Origin of the sequence: Lutibacter sp., assembly GCF_041555395.1 — a bacterium.
GTDB lineage: Bacteria > Bacteroidota > Bacteroidia > Flavobacteriales > Flavobacteriaceae > Lutibacter.
Genome location: NZ_JBFFKM010000054.1, coordinates 1 through 16,698, shown reverse-complemented (window position 1 = coordinate 16,698; position 16,698 = coordinate 1). Strand labels below are relative to the sequence as shown.

The window sequence follows — 16,698 nt, the reverse complement described above, 5'->3', positions numbered from 1 at the left end:
TTTAGCGTCTTTTGGCGTATCCGCATTTGTTCGGACTTTCATTCTTGAATATTTGTCTGCCAATTTCATAATTTCACCAAATTCACCACTTAATTCAGGTTCAACCGTTGCTAATTTTCCTTCAAAAATATTACCTGTTGATCCATTTAATGAAATCCAGGCGCCTTCATGATATACCTTACCATTAACGCCCATTGTGCGGCTTTTATAATCAATTTTTAATGCACCAACACCTGAGATACAGCATTTTCCCATACCACGTGCAACAACAGCTGCATGAGAAGTCATACCGCCGCGAGCGGTTAAAATTCCATTTGCAATATTCATCCCTTCCAAATCTTCAGGAGAAGTTTCTATTCTTGCTAAAATGGTGTTTTTATATTTATGGGCCTCATCCGCAAAGAAAACCAACTGTCCGCTGGCAGCACCCGGAGAAGCCGGCAATCCTTGTGCGATTACAGTTCCTTTTTTTAATACTTTTGGATCAAAAACAGGGTGTAATAATTCATCTAATTTATTAGGCTCAATGCGTAATAGCGTTTCTTTTTCATCAATTAAACCAACTTTTAATAAGTTCATTGCAATTTTAACCATTGCGGCACCTGTGCGTTTTCCATTTCTGGTTTGCAGCATCCAAAGTTTGCCTTCCTGAATGGTAAACTCCATATCTTGCATATCACGGTAATGGTTTTCAAGTTTTTGTTGATATTCATTAAGTTCAGCATAAATTTCAGGCATTAATTCTTCTAAGGAAGGGTAATTTTTAACCCTATCAGTTTCTTCAATCCTAGCCAATTTTGCCCAACGCATAGAACCTATTTTAGTGATTTGCTGTGGTGTTCTTGCACCGGAAACAACGTCTTCACCTTGTGCATTGATTAAATATTCACCATTGAACTGATCTTCACCCGTTGCAGCATCACGTGTGAAACAAACGCCTGTTCCGGAATTGTTGCCCATATTTCCATAAACCATAGCTTGTACGGTTACTGCGGTTCCCCAATCATCTGGATACCCATGCATTTTTCTGTAATAAACGGCTCTGTCGCCATTCCAACTATTGAAAACAGCAATTATTGCACCCCAAAGTTGGTCCCAGGGATTTGTTGGAAAATCGTGGCCTGTACGTTTTTTTATAGCAGCTTTAAAATCGAGTGTAAGATTTTTTAAATCCTGAACTGTAAATTCAGTGTCCAATTGAATCCCTTTTTTTTCTTTTAAATCCTCCATAATTTCTTCAAAAGGATCTATATCCTCTTTTGATTCTGGTTTCATTCCCAATACAACATCACCATACATTTGAATAAAACGGCGATAGGAATCCCATGCGAATCGTTCATTATTAGATTTTTTTGCTATTCCAATAACAGCCTCATCATTTAAGCCTAAATTTAAAACAGTATCCATCATCCCAGGCATGGAGGCTCTTGCTCCCGAGCGAACAGAAACCAATAAAGGATTTTCTTTATCCCCAAATTTAGCACCCATTATTTTTTCAATATTTTCGATGGATTCTTTAACTTCTGAGATAATTATGCGTATTAGCGCATCTTTTCCAAATTGGTTATATTCTGTGCAAACTTCCGTAGTGATTGTAAAACCAGGAGGAACCGGTATCCCAATTAAACTCATTTCTGCCAGGTTGGCACCTTTACCTCCAAGAAGGTTTTTCATTTGGGTATTGCCATCTGCAGTTTTATTTCCAAATTTAAATACTCTTGTTTTAACTTTTTCCAGCGATTCCATTAGGATTTTATTTTAGATTAAAAATTGTTATTATTCAAATGTGGTTTCTACAAAATTAAATGCTAAAGTTTTTATTTTAAATGATTTATATCATTTTACTTCATTTAACATTTGGTTCTAAGTTCATTAAAATTTTAAACAAATACTTAACAATCTCGAATTTACAAAGATTGAAGTTCATTGTGTTATAAAAGTATTTGGACTAAGAATGGGTTTCAATTTTCAGTTGGCGTAATAATCATATTTGCAATGGCTTACGTTAATTTTGATGATATTTCAATTAAATAAATAAAATTCAAGGAATAATTCATCAATTAGCATAAAAAATTTAATAAAATTAACATTCTTGATGTTAATTGTTGAAAAAATGAAAATTGAACTAATCATTTTTTGTTTTCAACAAGCAACATCAAATTAAATTTCTAAATGAAAATTTGTCGGACATATTTGAAAGCTTCCCAAAAGCCTAAGTGTGAATTTTGCAACTAATTTTAAAAATTATGCAACACTTTTTCGTAATTATTCACTCAATTTGTATAAATAAAAAATGACCAGACATTTTAAAGGGGGAGGTTTCCGAAAATCCATTAGAGTAGGAATAAACTTAAAATAAGACTAAAATGAAATTATTAATAAATTTGTTGTCTTTGTCAGTTATTCTGTTCCTGACATCTTGTGCAACAACAACAAAATTTCCTGTATCAACTGTAACTCCTGCTGCGGAAATAACAGCCAAGAAGACACAAGACAAAAATAACAATTATGAAATTGAAGTTGTGGCAAAAAATTTGGCAAGTCCAAATAGAATTGACCCTTCTAAAAAAAATTATAGTGTTTGGATTGTAACAGAAAATAATGGCACTAAAAATGCTGGTCAATTAATTAATAAAAACGCAAAAACAGCAACATTAAAAACTTCAACACCTTATAATGTTAAGGAAATATTTATCACTGCTGAAGATCAAGGCGATTATTCATACCCAGTAGGCATTGAAATCTCGAGAACTGCTTTTAAAGAATAAAACATGAAATTTGTTAATGAAATTGATTCCAACTTCTGAATTTTTTTAATTCAAATAAATCATAAAAATAAGCCTCGTTTAAAGTTATTTAAGCGAGGTTTTTTATTTGACAATTAAGAATTTGTAAAAATGAATAGGATTGTCAATGATTAATCATAAACAGTTATATTTGGGATGAAATATTGAGTTAGTCATAAAAAAATGAAATAAATGAAAAGATTTTTTAAATTAAACGATAACGAATTGATTTCTCAACTCATTCTCAAAAGAAATATTAAGGATGTTTTTTTCATATCTGTCGGCGTAATATTGGCGAGTATTGGTTTGAAAGGCTTTTTGCTCCCAAATAATTTTTTGGATGGCGGAGCAATGGGTGTTTCTTTGTTACTTCAAATTTTGACAGGACTTAATCTTTCAATTTTAATTATTTTAGTTAATTTACCTTTCATCCTATTGGGAGCAAAACAAATTTCCATTCCTTTTGCTGTTAAAAGTAGTCTCGCAATTTTTGTTTTGGCTTATTTAGTTCATGTTATTCAACTCCCAACAATTACGGACGACAAACTTTTAATTGCTGTTTTTGGAGGTTTTTTTTTAGGTGCAGGAATAGGGTTTTCAATTCGAGGCGGTGCAGTAATTGACGGTACAGAAGTGCTTGCCATCTCAGTAAGCAGAAAATCCAGTTTAACCGTTGGTGACTTTATTGCCGTTTTTAATGTTGTTCTTTTTGGAATTGCAGCCTCAATTGTTAGTGTAGAGACAGCAATGTATTCTATGCTTACCTATTTTTCTGCTTCTAAAACAGTAGATTTTATTATAAATGGAATTGAAGAATACATTGGCGTTATGATAGTTTCTGACGATGCTGAAATAATTAAGGAAATGGTTGCAATTAAACTGGAACGTGGGGTGACCGTTTTTAGATCTGACGGCGGATTTGGGAAAAAGGGATTGGCAATGCCAGACCGAAAAATATTGTTTTGCGTAATTACAAGACTAGAGGTGTCAAGGTTACTCTTAGAGGTTGAAAAAATTGACAGAGGCGCTTTCGTTATTCAATATCCAATAAAAGACACCAAAGGAGGAATGATAAAAAAACGTCCATTTCATTAAAAAATAAAATGGCGTTGGCAATGTATAATTTTAAGTGCTTAAATAACTACGTTTTTTAACTATAATTCTACTGAAAAGTTTCTTCTAAATACTGATTTTAATTGCAAAGCCTTATATTTTTCTGAATGGCTTTAGTACGATTATAAATACAAATCATTATTAGACTAAAAATAAAATACCAAAAAGAAAAAAATATATTTAATTCAAGGCAACTTTATATTTAGGATCTTCCAACACATTTACATCAATAATGCTTTCTGCATTTTTAAGTAATTTTTTACAGTCGGGACTTAAATGTTTTAAGTGAATTTTTTTACCAACTTTAAGATAGCGTTCCGTAATTTTATTTAGCGCTTCGATGGCCGACATATCGGCTACCCTGCTTTCTGCAAAGTCAATAATCACTTCATCAGGATCATTTAAAACATCAAATTTTTCATTAAATACAGTTACGGAACCAAAAAATAAAGGACCATAAATTTCATAATGTTTTACGCCGTTTTCATCAATGTGTTTTCTTGCACGAATGCGTTTTGCGTTATCCCATGCAAAAACAAGTGCGGCAATAATAACGCCTATAATCACGGCCAATGCCAAATTGTGAAGAAAAACCGTTACCAAAGTCACTAATACCATTACAAAAATATCAGACTTTGGCATTTTGGTAAATATTTTTAAACTCGCCCATTCAAAAGTACCAATAGCAACCATCATCATTAATCCGGTTAAGGCTGCCATGGGCAGTTTTTCAATCAAATTGGCTCCAAACATAATAAACACCAGCAACATCACAGCCGCTACTATTCCCGATAATCTTGCTCTTGCACCCGATGAAATATTGATTAAACTTTGCCCAATCATTGCACATCCTCCCATACCGGAAAATAGTCCGGAAAGTATATTTGCAGCACCTTGCGCAATGGCTTCTTTATTTCCTTTACCTCTTGTTTCTGTGATTTCATCAATAATGTTCAAGGTTAATAAACTTTCAATTAAGCCAACACCAGCTATTATTGCCGCATAGGGTAAAATCACGACTAAATTTTCAAAATTTAAAGGAACTATTGGAAAGTGAAAAGGAGGAAAACCTCCCTGAATAGAGGCAATATCGCCAACAGTTTTAGTGTCAATGCCAAAAAATGCAACAATGCCAAATACCACAATTATAGCTGTTAGTGAAGCCGGAACTGCTTTAGTTAATTTTGGCAATCCATAAATAATAATCATGGTAAGCAGCACCAATCCGAGGATAATGTATAGCGCTTCACCCATTAACCAATCACCTGTTGGGTCTTTAAACTGGTTTAATTGCGACATGAAAATAATGATAGCCAAACCATTTACAAATCCAAATATAACCGGATGCGGAACCAGGCGCATCAATTTACCCAATTTTAACACCCCTGCCAAAATTTGAATTGCTCCCGCCAAAACAACCGTCGCAAAAACATATTCAACACCATGGGTCTTAGCCAAAGTCACTATAACTACTGCTACCGCACCTGTTGCACCTGAAATCATTCCTGGACGACCGCCAAAAATTGAAGTCACTAATCCCATAACAAAAGCGGCATAAAGACCGGTTAACGGTGATAATCCTGCAATTAATGCAAAAGCCACTGCTTCAGGAATTAAGGCCAAGGCAACGGTTATACCAGACAATATTTCTGTCTTAAAGTCCACTTTTTGTTTGAAATCGAAAATATTTATATATTTTTTCATAGATAATTATCAATGTTTTTAGCGCTATTTATACTTAAATTAAGAATAACTTCAAATTGTATGATGCAAAAAATTAAACCTAAGGATAAGAAAGAAAAACAATTTCTTACTTCGAAGTGGTTAATTGTAGGCAAATCAAAGCTGTATGTAAATTGAATATCCTTCATTTTTTTTGAAGCGGCGAAAATAATCCTTTTTTATTGGAAAAAGGATGGAAAAAGCCAAAAAACCATTCCTACTGTTTTTTTGTAATTTTAAATATTTTTTAAAATTCCGTATTCAGAAGTTCTCCAGTAAGCTGTAACAATTTTAATTCCGCATTTTTAGCATCGTAAGTTGCCTGGTTTAAGTTAGACTGTGCGTTCAATAAATTTACTTGTGCCTGTCTAAATTCAATAGACGTAATTTGGCCTAATTTAAAGGTTTCTTCGGTTCTTAAAAAGTTTCGCTTATTGGTTTCAACATTTTTTTCTTGAGTTTGAAGTATAAATAATTTGGTATTATAATCTTCCCAAGCATTATTGAAGTTCCTTGTTATTTGAAGTTCACTTTGCTGTTTAGAAAATTGTTGCGTCTCATAATTTATTTTAGCGTTTTGCACTTGTGTTGTTGTACGGCCGCCATCAAATAAATCCCATTTTAGACTTAAACCTGTTGAAAGGCCATTATTTGTTGATTCCGATAAAAAAGAAGCCGAATTATTATTGTTTTTAGACCAACCATAAGTACTTGTTAAACCAATAGTTGGCAAGTAACCAGATTTATTTGCTTTGAGTTGAAAGTCACTTATATTTATGCCCTTTTCAATTTGAAGTAAGGTAATATTATTTGTTTTTACTTGCTGGAATAGTTCTTGTTTATTTTTAGTTATGACAAAAATTACCTGTGTGTCTACAGAAAAATTAGGACTTTCGTTCTTGCCGAGAACAACAAATAAATCTCGTTTGGCATTTGACAATAATTGCTTGGTATTTAATAAAGCGATGCTGTCATTATTAAGGTCAACTTCAGCATTAAGAACATTTAGTTTTGTGTTTTGTCCATAATCAGATTGATATTTTGCTCTTAACAATCTATCTTTTGAAATTTCCAAACTTTTATTTAGCAACGCTACATTTTCTGTAAGTTGGGCTACATTATGATACACTGTAAATAATTGCAGGATTGTTTTTTCTATTGTTTCTCTAGCTTGTAACTCAGATAGGTTATATTGCTCTATCAACTGCCTATAATTATATAGTCTCCCAAATCCATCAAACAAGGTGTAATTAAGGCTTACGGAGGCATTAAAACGACTGCTGTTGGCATTCTCTAAATTAGTGATTTCCCCATTTGAAAATACAGCCTTTGTATTGTCTAAATTATGTGTTGCTCCAGCATTACTGGTTAAAGTAGGCAAATAACCCGAATTCAAAATACCTTTGTTGTTTTCAGCAATTTTAAGGTTATTACCCGAAATTTTAATGCCGTAATTATTTTCTAAAGCAATGCCAATAGCGTTTTCTTTTGTGAGCAGTTCTTGCGCAAAACTTGCCGTAAAACTTATTAAAAATAATAAGATAAAATTATTCTTGTAATTCATCATTTTCACTTTTTAATTCAATAATTGCTCTTTCAACTTCTTCTTTTGTAACCTTTTCACCGGTTCGCATCCATTTAATAAAAACTTTAATAGAATTTGAAACGGATAAAAGTAAAGGTAGTATCACCAGGGTTAAAACAGTTGCAATTATAATTCCGTAAGAAATTGAAATTGCCATTGGTTTTAAAAATTGCGCTTGTCTGCTTTTTTCCAAAAGCAATGGCGCCAATCCGGCCACAGTAGTCAATGTGGTCAACAAAATGGCCCTAAATCTTGAAACGCCGGCTTGCACAAGTGCTTCATCATATTTCATTCCTTCTTTTAAATAACTCTTAAACTTTTCGATGAGCACCAAACCGTCATTCACCATAATTCCAATTAAGGCGATAATTCCCAGCCACGATAAAATATTAATGGGAAAATCATGAATCCAATGACCCCAAACAACTCCAATAAGACTAAAAGGAATTAATATTATTAATAGCAGCGGTTGCTCATAAGATCTAAAAGTAAAAGCAATAACCATATAAATTAAAGCCAAAATAATAAGTCCAACTTTTTTTACTGATGTGACCGTTTTTTGCGCTTCTCTATTCTGGCCTTCATACATGGCGCTTACCGTTGGATATTTCGACGAAATTTCAGGCATAATATTTGTTTTTATGTCGTCTAAAATATCGGTGGCACTTTCACCGGGAGATTTCATGTCTGCCGTAATTTGAATTTCTCGTTTACTATTTAAATGATTGATGAGCACATCACCACGTTCAATTTCATAAGTGGCAATTTCAGAAAAAGGCACACTTTGATTTGTGGGTGTGGTAATCCACATATCATCTAAATTTTTAAGTGACGACCGGTCTTCCCTTTTATAACGAACCCAAACTTTAATTTCATCTTGCCCACGCTGAAATCGTTGTGTTTGTAATCCGAAAAATCCGGAACGGACCTGATTCATAACCATTTGCAAATTCAAACCAAGCAAATAGGCATTTTCTTTTAAGGTAATTCGCACTTCTTTTATCCCGGATGGATCGTTGTCGGAAATATCTTTAAGCAATGTGTTGTTGCTCAATACTTCTTTCAATTCGGTTTTCGCGGCTTTTAATTCTTCAATATTATTTCCCAATAAGGAAACAGCTATCGGACTTCCGCCAAAATTTCCTCCTGAACCAAAAGTCAAACTTTCAACACCATAAACTTTTCCCACTTTATCTCGAATGGCGTTTGTTATTTCGGGTGAAGAAAAATCGCGTGCCTCGCCGGGTAAAAGATTGATAGTTAAACTTCCGTTAGATGAGCCTGGCCCAATCCTTTTTATAATATTCTGTATAACAGACTCGCCACTGGTTTGCTTTCCTGTATATTCTTCATTGACTTCCCATGCCACTTTTTCAATTTCTGAAATAATGGAATCTGTTATTTTTTCGTTTGTTCCCTGAAGCATTTTTAAATCAATAGAAATACGATCACTTGCAATGGAAGGAAAGAAAGAAGTTTTTACAATGCCGCCGCCAAGCGCTCCAATGCTAAAAATAAGCAAAGCAAAAATCAATGCAAATCCCAAAGCTTTATGCTTCAAAAAGAATTTTAAATATGGAACGTACCAATGATCACGAACATAAAATAATCCAATTTCCGCTTTTTGGTTTACGTTATAAAAAAAAGTATTTATTTTATTTCTTTTTTTCTCTTTTCGCTCTAAAGCTTTTGAATGCGCAATATGCGCCGGCAAAATAATAAGCGCCTCAACTAATGAAACCGTTAATGTAAGCATTACGATAATTGAGACCTCGCTAAAAAAATCACCAATTCTTCCGTCTAAAAAGAAAAAAGTTGAAAATGCAATAAGCGTAGTTAAAATAGCTGACACAATAGGGGGGATTACCTCCAAAGTACCATCAATTGCCGCTTGTATTGGTGTTTTTCCTTTTTCATAATGGTGATAAATATTTTCGCCAATCACAATACCATCATCCACTAAAATACCAATAACGATAATCATGCCAAATAGAGACAACACATTAATGGTAACCCCTAAATTTGCAGCAAAAATGAACATTCCAAAAAATGCAATAGGAATCCCTGTTGCAACCCAAAAAGCCAATCGGACATTTAAGAAAAGCGCCAAGAAAAAGAGCACTAAAAGAATGCCCATAGCTGCATTCTTAATCAGTAATTCCGACCGTTGTTTTAAGGTAACGGAATTATCGCTTGAAATGGTTATTTTAATATTGTCCTGTTGTTGATTAAATGTTTCTATGTATTTTTTTACAAGATCGGCGGTTGAAAGTAAATCTTCGCTGTTGGTATTGCTAACCGTGATGTCAATTGATTTTTTTCCATTGAAAAAGAGCCTGTCCGGATTTTCAGACCAAGTATCGGAAACATCAGCAATGTCATTTAAACGAATAATATTTCCGGAAGCCTCAGCCCTAACCACCAAGTTTACCAATTCATTTCCGTAATAATTTTTATTTCTCGCTCTAATTAAATAATCTTCTTCATCGGTTTTAATGTTTCCACCTGTAATTAATAAATTAGATTTACTGACCGCATTTGCAACTTCCTCAAAAGACAGGTTATAGGCTAACAAATCGTTTTGACGAACTGCTATTTCAATTTCCTGATCGGGAAATCCAGAAAGGCTTACTTGCGAAATTCCGTCTATACTGCGTAAATCGTTCTCCACATTTCTGGCATATTGTTTTAAAGTTGCCAGCGAAATATTTTCACCGCTTATGTTAAAGCTAATGGTTGGCCTAATATTTTCAATTTTAGCAATTATGGGCGGCTCCATACCAGTAGGAAAGGAGGGGACCCTGTCAACGGCATTTTTTACGTCGGATAAAACAACATCAATATTTTTGCCTTTTACAATTTCAACATTTATAAATGCTGAATTTTCACGTGAAACTGAAGTCACACGATCAACACCAACAATTCCTTTTAAATTATCTTCTATTTTTAATACAATGCCTTCTTCCATTTCTTGTGGTGAAGCTCCCGGATAGGTTAAATTGATTGAAATATTTCTTGAATCCGTTAATGGAAAAAAAGAAGATTTTATGGACAATGCGCCTGCCAAACCAAATGCAATAAAAGCAAGAACAACTATGTTAACGGCAACAGGAAATTTTATGAAATAAGTAATTACGTTTCTCATTATTGCACCTTATTTTCTTTAAATATTTTAACTAACATGCCTTTATGAGCACCCGGAACAGGTTTTGCCAAAATTTGTGTACCATTCTCCAATCCTCTTACAACAACAGTTTGTTGGTTTTCAAAAACAGGGATTATAGTCACCAAATCTAAAATAGAATCTTTTACAACATACAGTTTGGTTTTATCTACAAAAAGATTTCTGGAAACTTCAAAGGCATTTTCTTCGGATTTGGCACTTAGGGCAACTTCTAAATACTGGCCTTCTTTTAAATCGGCACCGCTAACTTCAATAACAGCTTTTATGGTTTGGGTAGAAGTATCAACTTTTCCATTAATTCTAATTACTTTTCCCTTCCATGTTTTTGTTTTTTCTAAATTGAAGAGTTCGACATTTTTGCCAACTTGAAGCAAATCACGAAATTCAGATTTAACGGAAACGCTCATTTCATAAACAGAAGGATCAATAAACTCACCTAATTTTTGTCCGGGTCTGATTAAAGTTCCTTGATTGACCAATGATTCTGTCAAAATTCCTGAAAATGGAGCTCTTAATGTATATTTATTTAGTTTTACTTCTGAATTTTTCACATTGTAGTAAGTTGTATAAATACCACGACCCGAAATAAAGAATTTTTCTTTTTCTGAAGTTGTTTCCGGCAGTTTTTGAACAGGTTTATTTAAGTCAAAATTTTGTAAGTAGAATTTCCATTTATCATATTTATCAGGAAAATCCAACCTGATATCGGGCATTATTGCAGTTAAGGCATTGAATAAGGTGCTTTTTTGAGCCTGTAAATTCGCGTAAAATTCATCGCTGTTTATGCTTATCAATGTTTCGGCTTTACTATAAGTTGTTCCTGCTTTAAACTCCTTTGAAGTATTTACTAAAATTCCCTGAACCTCAGCGTACAATTCAATCTTATTTTTAGCAAGCAAATTTCCATTTGCGGTAATAATTATTGGAATTAATTTATTGGATACTGTTTGTGTAAAAACAGTTTTCACAATTTTCTCAGCAACTGGTTTGGGTTTATTTTTACTGTCAATTAAATATTTTGCTAATAAAATGGAACCTATTAATAGGAGTACTGCCAAAGCTATTGATATTAATTTTCTCATTGTTAAAATTTGGATTTTAGTCAACTAAATTTGATTGATTTTTTAAATTATTTTGAATTTTAATCATTACCATAATAAAATTAGAAATTTCATTTTCACTAATTCCTCTTTGTAAAGTTCTCATACTATTAAGCATTAAAGGCCTCATTATTAAAAACAATTGTTTGCCAGTTTTGGTAATATGAATTAAATTTTTCCGTGAATCCTCTTTTGAAGAAATTCTGATCACTAATTGATTTTTTTCCATAACATTAATTAGCCTTGTTAAGGAAGCTTTATTTCGTCCGGTTATAAAAGCCAACTCATTCTGAATAATCCCATCATTGTCTTCGTGTAAAATTTTTAACACAATCCATTGTTCTTTTGTTACTTGGATATTATTTTGCTGAAAAACATCTGAGATATACATATTCATCATCTTATATGTTCTTCCAATCCAGGGTGCCAAAGTTTTATTAAAATCGGATTTGTTAATGTCAATCTCCATACAAACTATTTTTATGCAAATATATAATTCAAAATGGAATAGTTGCATATGCAACTATATTTAAAATCAATAGTGTTATAAATAAATCAATATTTTTTTGTGAGTGAGATGTGATGCTATTTGTATTTGCTTCAAAAAGAAGCACTTACACAAGAAAAAGAGACCATTTTGTAGGTCTCTTTTTCTTGTAAATAATTAATCAAACAATTTTTATTCGGGAATTAAAGTTACTTGTGTTATTGGATTCACATCTTTATATGAAACATCAACTTCATTTGAATTGTTACTGAATTCAAAGTTTAAAAGTTTAGGTAAATTTTGTATTGAAGGGCTTATTGTCCCTGTAAATTTATTATTAATCAACAACAATGTTTCCAATTTTGAAAGCTGGTTAAGTTCAATTGGAATTTCGCCAGTAAATGAGTTAGCTGCCAAAGACAACTCCGTTAAATTAACCAAAGATCCTATTTGTGCAGGAAGCGTACCGCTCATTCCATTGTCGAATAAACTTAATATTTTTAAATTGCTTAAATTTTTAATTGCAGGAGATATTGAGCCAGTTAATTTATTGCTGCTTAGATGTAATACTTCAAGATTTGCGATGTCATAAATAGATTCAGGTAATTGACCTTCGATAAAATTATTAAATAAAACCAATTCTTTAAGGTTTTTTAAATTTCCAATTGAAGAAGGAATTTGACCTTCGAGTTGATTCATAAATAACTGGATAGTTACCAAAGACTCAATAGTTGCAAGTTCGGTTGGAATTAAACCGCTTATTTTATTAAAGCCTAAATTTAAATGACGCAACGATTTAAAATTTCCAATGGTTGCAGGAATTGGACCCGTTAAGTTATTCATGCTTAAATTAATTTCGGTTACTGTATTGTTTTCAACAGTTATTCCATGCCATTCAGAAACATCTTTGGTTAAATCCCAATTGGTATTCCAGGTCGTACCTTCGGTTGATTTGTATAAATCAAGCAATACATTTTTTTCTAAATCTGAAATTTGTGAATAGGCGATAGGCGAAATTGCCAGTAGAAATGCAATTATAAGTGCTAATTTTTTCATCGTCTTTGGGATTTAGGGGTTAATTTTTATAATTTCCTTATGCTAAGCTAATTAAACAATTTTAATTGACCAAATTTTTTTACCATTTATTAATGACATCATACCATTTATGTATTAAAATATACTTTTTATTTAAGTTGTTTTATTTGTGGTGTCTTAAAATGATCATGTTTTTACAAAACTTCCATCCCCAAAAAAATGTTATATCTTTGTGTAAATATTAAAGTAAATTTAGGTTATGAAGTTAGCAATTTTAGCAATTGGCGCGCATCCCGATGATGTGGAATTGGGTTGTGGGGCGACTATTGCAAAGGAAATTTCACATGGAAAAAAAGTAGGTATTTTAGATTTAACCAAAGGAGAATTAGGAACAAGAGGTTCTGCGAAAATTAGGGCTGAAGAGGCAAAAAATGGCGCAAAAATTTTAGGGGTAGAAGTAAGGGAGAATTTAGGTTTTGCAGATGGGTTTTTTGTAAATGATGAAAAACACCAGTTAGAAGTCATTAAAATAATACGGAAATACAAACCTGAAATTGTGTTGTGTAACGCTATAGATGACAGACATATAGATCATTCAAAAGGCAGCAAATTAATTTCCGACGCATGTTTTTTATCTGGTTTGGTTAAGGTTGAAACTGAGTTGAACGGTGTAAAGCAAGAGGCCTGGAGACCAAAATTTGTATATCATTATATACAATGGAAAAATTTAGAACCCGATTTTGTTGTGGATATTTCTGGATTTATGGACAAAAAAATGGAGGCCGTAAAAGCCTACAGTTCTCAGTTCTATGATCCTAATAGTAAAGAGCCCAACTCGCCAATATCAAGTAAAAACTTTTTGGACAGCGTGCTATATAGGGCACTGGACTTGGGCAGATTGGTAGGAGTGGAGTATGCAGAAGGCTTCAATACAGAACGTTATGTTGCCGTAAAATCTTTTGATAATTTAATATAAAAATGTTTGTGGAAAAATAGAAATGTTTTACATTTGCATCCGCAAGTTATATGGTGGTTGTAGCTCAGTTGGTTAGAGCATCGGTTTGTGGTACCGAGGGTCGCCGGTTCGAGCCCGGTCTTCCACCCAAATAACAAATTGTTGAAAATTAGGCTTTTATCTAACGATAAGAGCCTTTTTTATATGACATATCCATTGAGTAAAATCAGGTAATTCTTTTTCAAACTCCTGAAACTCCAATTCAGCATCCAAAGCAGGCAGGATTTTATCTGCGATGGTGAATGTGATGTCTGCGAGTGTTTCGTGCTCTAAACGCCTCTAAACTCACAACTTATATGATGATAAATGCAACGTTATTTGTGTTCCAGATAGTGGACTATCAGGAACAGGAGATTGAAAATAGCCTGATTTTAACGGACAAACAGAAAAAATATTAGTTTGGTTAGACCATAGAAATTAATAAAAATCTATTGCCATCAATGCATTAAAAAGTTAAATTTTACTGTTTATGAAGTGTAAATTATGTTTGTTGAAATTAATCACAGGGTTGGTTACGTGGTCGTAATTGTCTTTAACCTTTTGAAGCATATTAACGCTTTCAATGGCTTCTTTTACTGCTTCGGCCAACAATACATTAGAAGCTTCAACCTCTTCGTCAGAAGTCTTTATATTGTACAAATCTGCTTCAATAATTTCACTAATAATCATTCCTGTATTAAAGCCTTTTAAATGGTAGCTCTCAACAAATTTATCTGCGTTACACCAAATACATACACAGTCTTTTTGTTGGAGAAGAGGAGCAAACCCGCTATCAATCATAAATCTACCGTGACCTATTAAGCCATAATCGGTACCGTGACCTAACATTACAATTCTTTCAAATTGCTCTATTTGCGCTTTCAAATACTGTGGGCTAACATCTTCATTGATTACAGTATAGTCCTTATCGGAGTAGATTGCCGACAAGAAATCAGTTGTCCAGTCTTTTGGATGTATTACTAATGTTTCCATTTTTTTACAGATATATGTTAGTTTTAAACCACTGCACTAAATTATGAAAAATAGGATAATTTATCATAAAAAAAGGAAGAATTGTTCCTGCTTTAACTTACTTAAATCCTCTGATTATCAACTACTTTTATTAAGAATCATAATAAATTACTTTTTAAAAGCTCTAAGCGAGTTATATTTCGTTAAATTACAAGTCGTTATGAATATCATCGAGAAAAAAATTGCAGCATTTCAAAAAACATTTTTATCATACCGTGAGCCAATTTGGAAGGTGCTGTATTTATAATGGAATAAAGCAAGCGCATTAGATTGTGTTTAAAAACAGGGAAATTATTAACGGATAAAATAACTAAAACATACGGTTATCCCAACAAAAAAAGTGATAAACCATATGTTTTTTAGCGATATAACACTTTGGCAATAATTTGAATTGAACCATGAAATTAACCTTGATTTTATTTTTTTTAATTTCAACCACAATTGGACAAAATATTAAAGGAACTATTTTAGATACTAAGTATCACAAACCTTTAGAGTCCGTAAATGTTTATTTTAATAATGAAAAAACAGGAAGGGCATCTAATAAAAGAGGAGAATTTAATTTAATAACTAAATCTAAGATAAATCCAACAGATACAATAAACTTTTCCATTATTGGTTATGAGTCAAAAAATTATACCCTTTTACAGCTCCATGAATGTAGGTCTTCAAACTAATTTCATTGTATGATTTTGAGTAACTGTTCTTAGAAGCTTGCACAAGCAATTGAAATAATGAAATTCAAAATCATAAATCCAATTTGCGTTAGGGATAGAGCCCTTCGACTATATTTCGACTACGCTCAATAACCACGCGCAGGGTAAACTAATTCTTTACTTAAAAAGCGAGCAGCGATAGTCAGATCCGCAGGGAAACGCCCAACAAAAATTAATTTTTATAAAATCTTTGTTTTCCGTATTATTTTGATAATTTCGCTTCTTAATGTTTAAACTTATATTGATGAAACGTATTTTAGTTATAATTTTTTTTCTAATTACTGCTTCTGCAGTAGCCCAAACCGCTAAAAGTGTAGCATTTGAACAACAAAAGATTGAACTGGCTTTGTCCTACGGAGATAAAAGCATTGCCGCAAACGCCATGTATTCTATTATTATACTCGAAGGCCCACAAAGTGTTTATAAGGACAGTTTGGCTTATTTGTATTTTAACGAGAGAAATTTTCTTTCCTGTTTTTTGGTGACCAATGATATTTTGAAAACCAAGCCAGCGCATTTGGAGTTTATGGAAATGAATGCAATTTCGCTTGAATCTATGGGGGCAACAGAAAAAGCTGCGGAAGCCTATCAAAAATTATTTGCAAAAACAAACAGTAACTATCACGCTTATAAATTGGCTGGATTGCAGTTTATAATGAATAAATTTGAAGATGCCTATGCATCTATAAAAAAAGCAGATAAACTTCCTGATGACGGGACTACGAAAATTAATTTTCAGGTCAATAAAAATTACAATCAAGAGGCTGGTTTAAAAGCGGCAATGGCTTATTTGGAAGGCATTATTGCAATGAATTTAAACAAAAACGCTGAGGCAAAAATTAGTTTTGAGCGCGCCATAAAATTGTTTCCCGAATTTGTGTTGGCAAAAAGCAAGCTTGAAACTTTGAATGCTGAGAAAAAGGAGTAATTTTTAACCTATAAGT

General features: G+C 32.8%; 13 protein-coding genes and 1 tRNA gene. 6 read left to right on the top strand and 8 right to left on the bottom strand.

What is annotated here, in order from left to right:
• On the bottom strand, positions 1–1,746 hold a 1,746-nt coding region (locus tag ABY285_RS10445; RefSeq protein ID WP_372769787.1), incomplete at its 3' end, for a PEP/pyruvate-binding domain-containing protein.
• 620 nt (positions 1,747–2,366) lie between these two features.
• Here ABY285_RS10445 and ABY285_RS10440 point away from each other — a divergent pair.
• Together ABY285_RS10440 and ABY285_RS10435 are read left to right on the top strand one after the other, a co-directional pair.
• Complete coding sequence (locus ABY285_RS10440) at positions 2,367–2,768, top strand: hypothetical protein (protein WP_372769785.1); 402 nt, start codon at positions 2,367–2,369, stop codon at positions 2,766–2,768.
• A 210-nt stretch (positions 2,769–2,978) separates the two neighbouring features.
• Positions 2,979–3,881, top strand: coding sequence for a YitT family protein (locus tag ABY285_RS10435; protein ID WP_372769783.1), 903 nt, complete (start codon positions 2,979–2,981; stop codon positions 3,879–3,881).
• A 198-nt stretch (positions 3,882–4,079) separates the two neighbouring features.
• Here ABY285_RS10435 and ABY285_RS10430 read toward each other — a convergent pair whose 3' ends face one another.
• From ABY285_RS10430 to ABY285_RS10405, 6 genes are all read right to left on the bottom strand, one after another.
• Positions 4,080–5,603 carry a SulP family inorganic anion transporter gene (locus ABY285_RS10430; protein WP_372769781.1) on the bottom strand — a complete coding sequence of 508 codons (1,524 nt, stop codon included), beginning with the start codon at positions 5,601–5,603 and terminating at the stop codon, positions 4,080–4,082.
• Positions 5,604–5,868: 265 nt separating this feature from the next.
• Positions 5,869–7,188, bottom strand: a complete 1,320-nt coding sequence (locus ABY285_RS10425) for a TolC family protein (RefSeq protein ID WP_372769779.1) — start codon at positions 7,186–7,188, stop codon at positions 5,869–5,871.
• Positions 7,169–10,351 carry an efflux RND transporter permease subunit gene (locus ABY285_RS10420; RefSeq protein WP_372769777.1) on the bottom strand — a complete coding sequence of 1,061 codons (3,183 nt, stop codon included), beginning with the start codon at positions 10,349–10,351 and terminating at the stop codon, positions 7,169–7,171. The genes ABY285_RS10425 and ABY285_RS10420 overlap by 20 nt, the downstream gene beginning before the upstream one ends.
• Complete coding sequence (locus tag ABY285_RS10415) at positions 10,351–11,472, bottom strand: efflux RND transporter periplasmic adaptor subunit (RefSeq protein WP_372769775.1); 1,122 nt, start codon at positions 11,470–11,472, stop codon at positions 10,351–10,353. Before ABY285_RS10415 ends, ABY285_RS10420 begins: the two co-directional genes overlap by 1 nt.
• Positions 11,473–11,488: 16 nt before the next feature.
• Positions 11,489–11,959: a MarR family winged helix-turn-helix transcriptional regulator gene (locus ABY285_RS10410; RefSeq protein ID WP_372769773.1), complete on the bottom strand. Its 471-nt coding sequence runs from the start codon at positions 11,957–11,959 to the stop codon at positions 11,489–11,491.
• Between the two features lie 210 nt (positions 11,960–12,169).
• Positions 12,170–13,033: a leucine-rich repeat domain-containing protein gene (locus ABY285_RS10405; RefSeq protein ID WP_372769771.1), complete on the bottom strand. Its 864-nt coding sequence runs from the start codon at positions 13,031–13,033 to the stop codon at positions 12,170–12,172.
• A gap of 238 nt (positions 13,034–13,271) precedes the next feature.
• Here ABY285_RS10405 and bshB1 point away from each other — a divergent pair, with 238 nt between their 5' ends.
• A complete protein-coding gene (gene bshB1, locus ABY285_RS10400; RefSeq protein WP_372769769.1) occupies positions 13,272–13,988 on the top strand; it encodes a bacillithiol biosynthesis deacetylase BshB1 in 717 nt (238 codons plus the stop codon).
• A 52-nt stretch (positions 13,989–14,040) separates the two neighbouring features.
• Positions 14,041–14,116 (top strand) — tRNA-His (locus tag ABY285_RS10395).
• A 364-nt stretch (positions 14,117–14,480) separates the two neighbouring features.
• On the opposite strand, the gene ABY285_RS10390 is transcribed toward ABY285_RS10395, so the two are convergent.
• Positions 14,481–14,999: a hypothetical protein gene (locus ABY285_RS10390; protein WP_372769767.1), complete on the bottom strand. Its 519-nt coding sequence runs from the start codon at positions 14,997–14,999 to the stop codon at positions 14,481–14,483.
• A gap of 437 nt (positions 15,000–15,436) precedes the next feature.
• Here ABY285_RS10390 and ABY285_RS10385 point away from each other — a divergent pair, with 437 nt between their 5' ends.
• Positions 15,437–15,715: a carboxypeptidase-like regulatory domain-containing protein gene (locus tag ABY285_RS10385; RefSeq protein WP_372769765.1), complete on the top strand. Its 279-nt coding sequence runs from the start codon at positions 15,437–15,439 to the stop codon at positions 15,713–15,715.
• Positions 15,716–15,998: 283 nt separating this feature from the next.
• Entirely contained in the window at positions 15,999–16,682 is a 684-nt protein-coding gene (locus ABY285_RS10380; protein WP_372769763.1) for a hypothetical protein, read from the top strand.
• Positions 16,683–16,698: the final 16 nt, after the last annotated feature.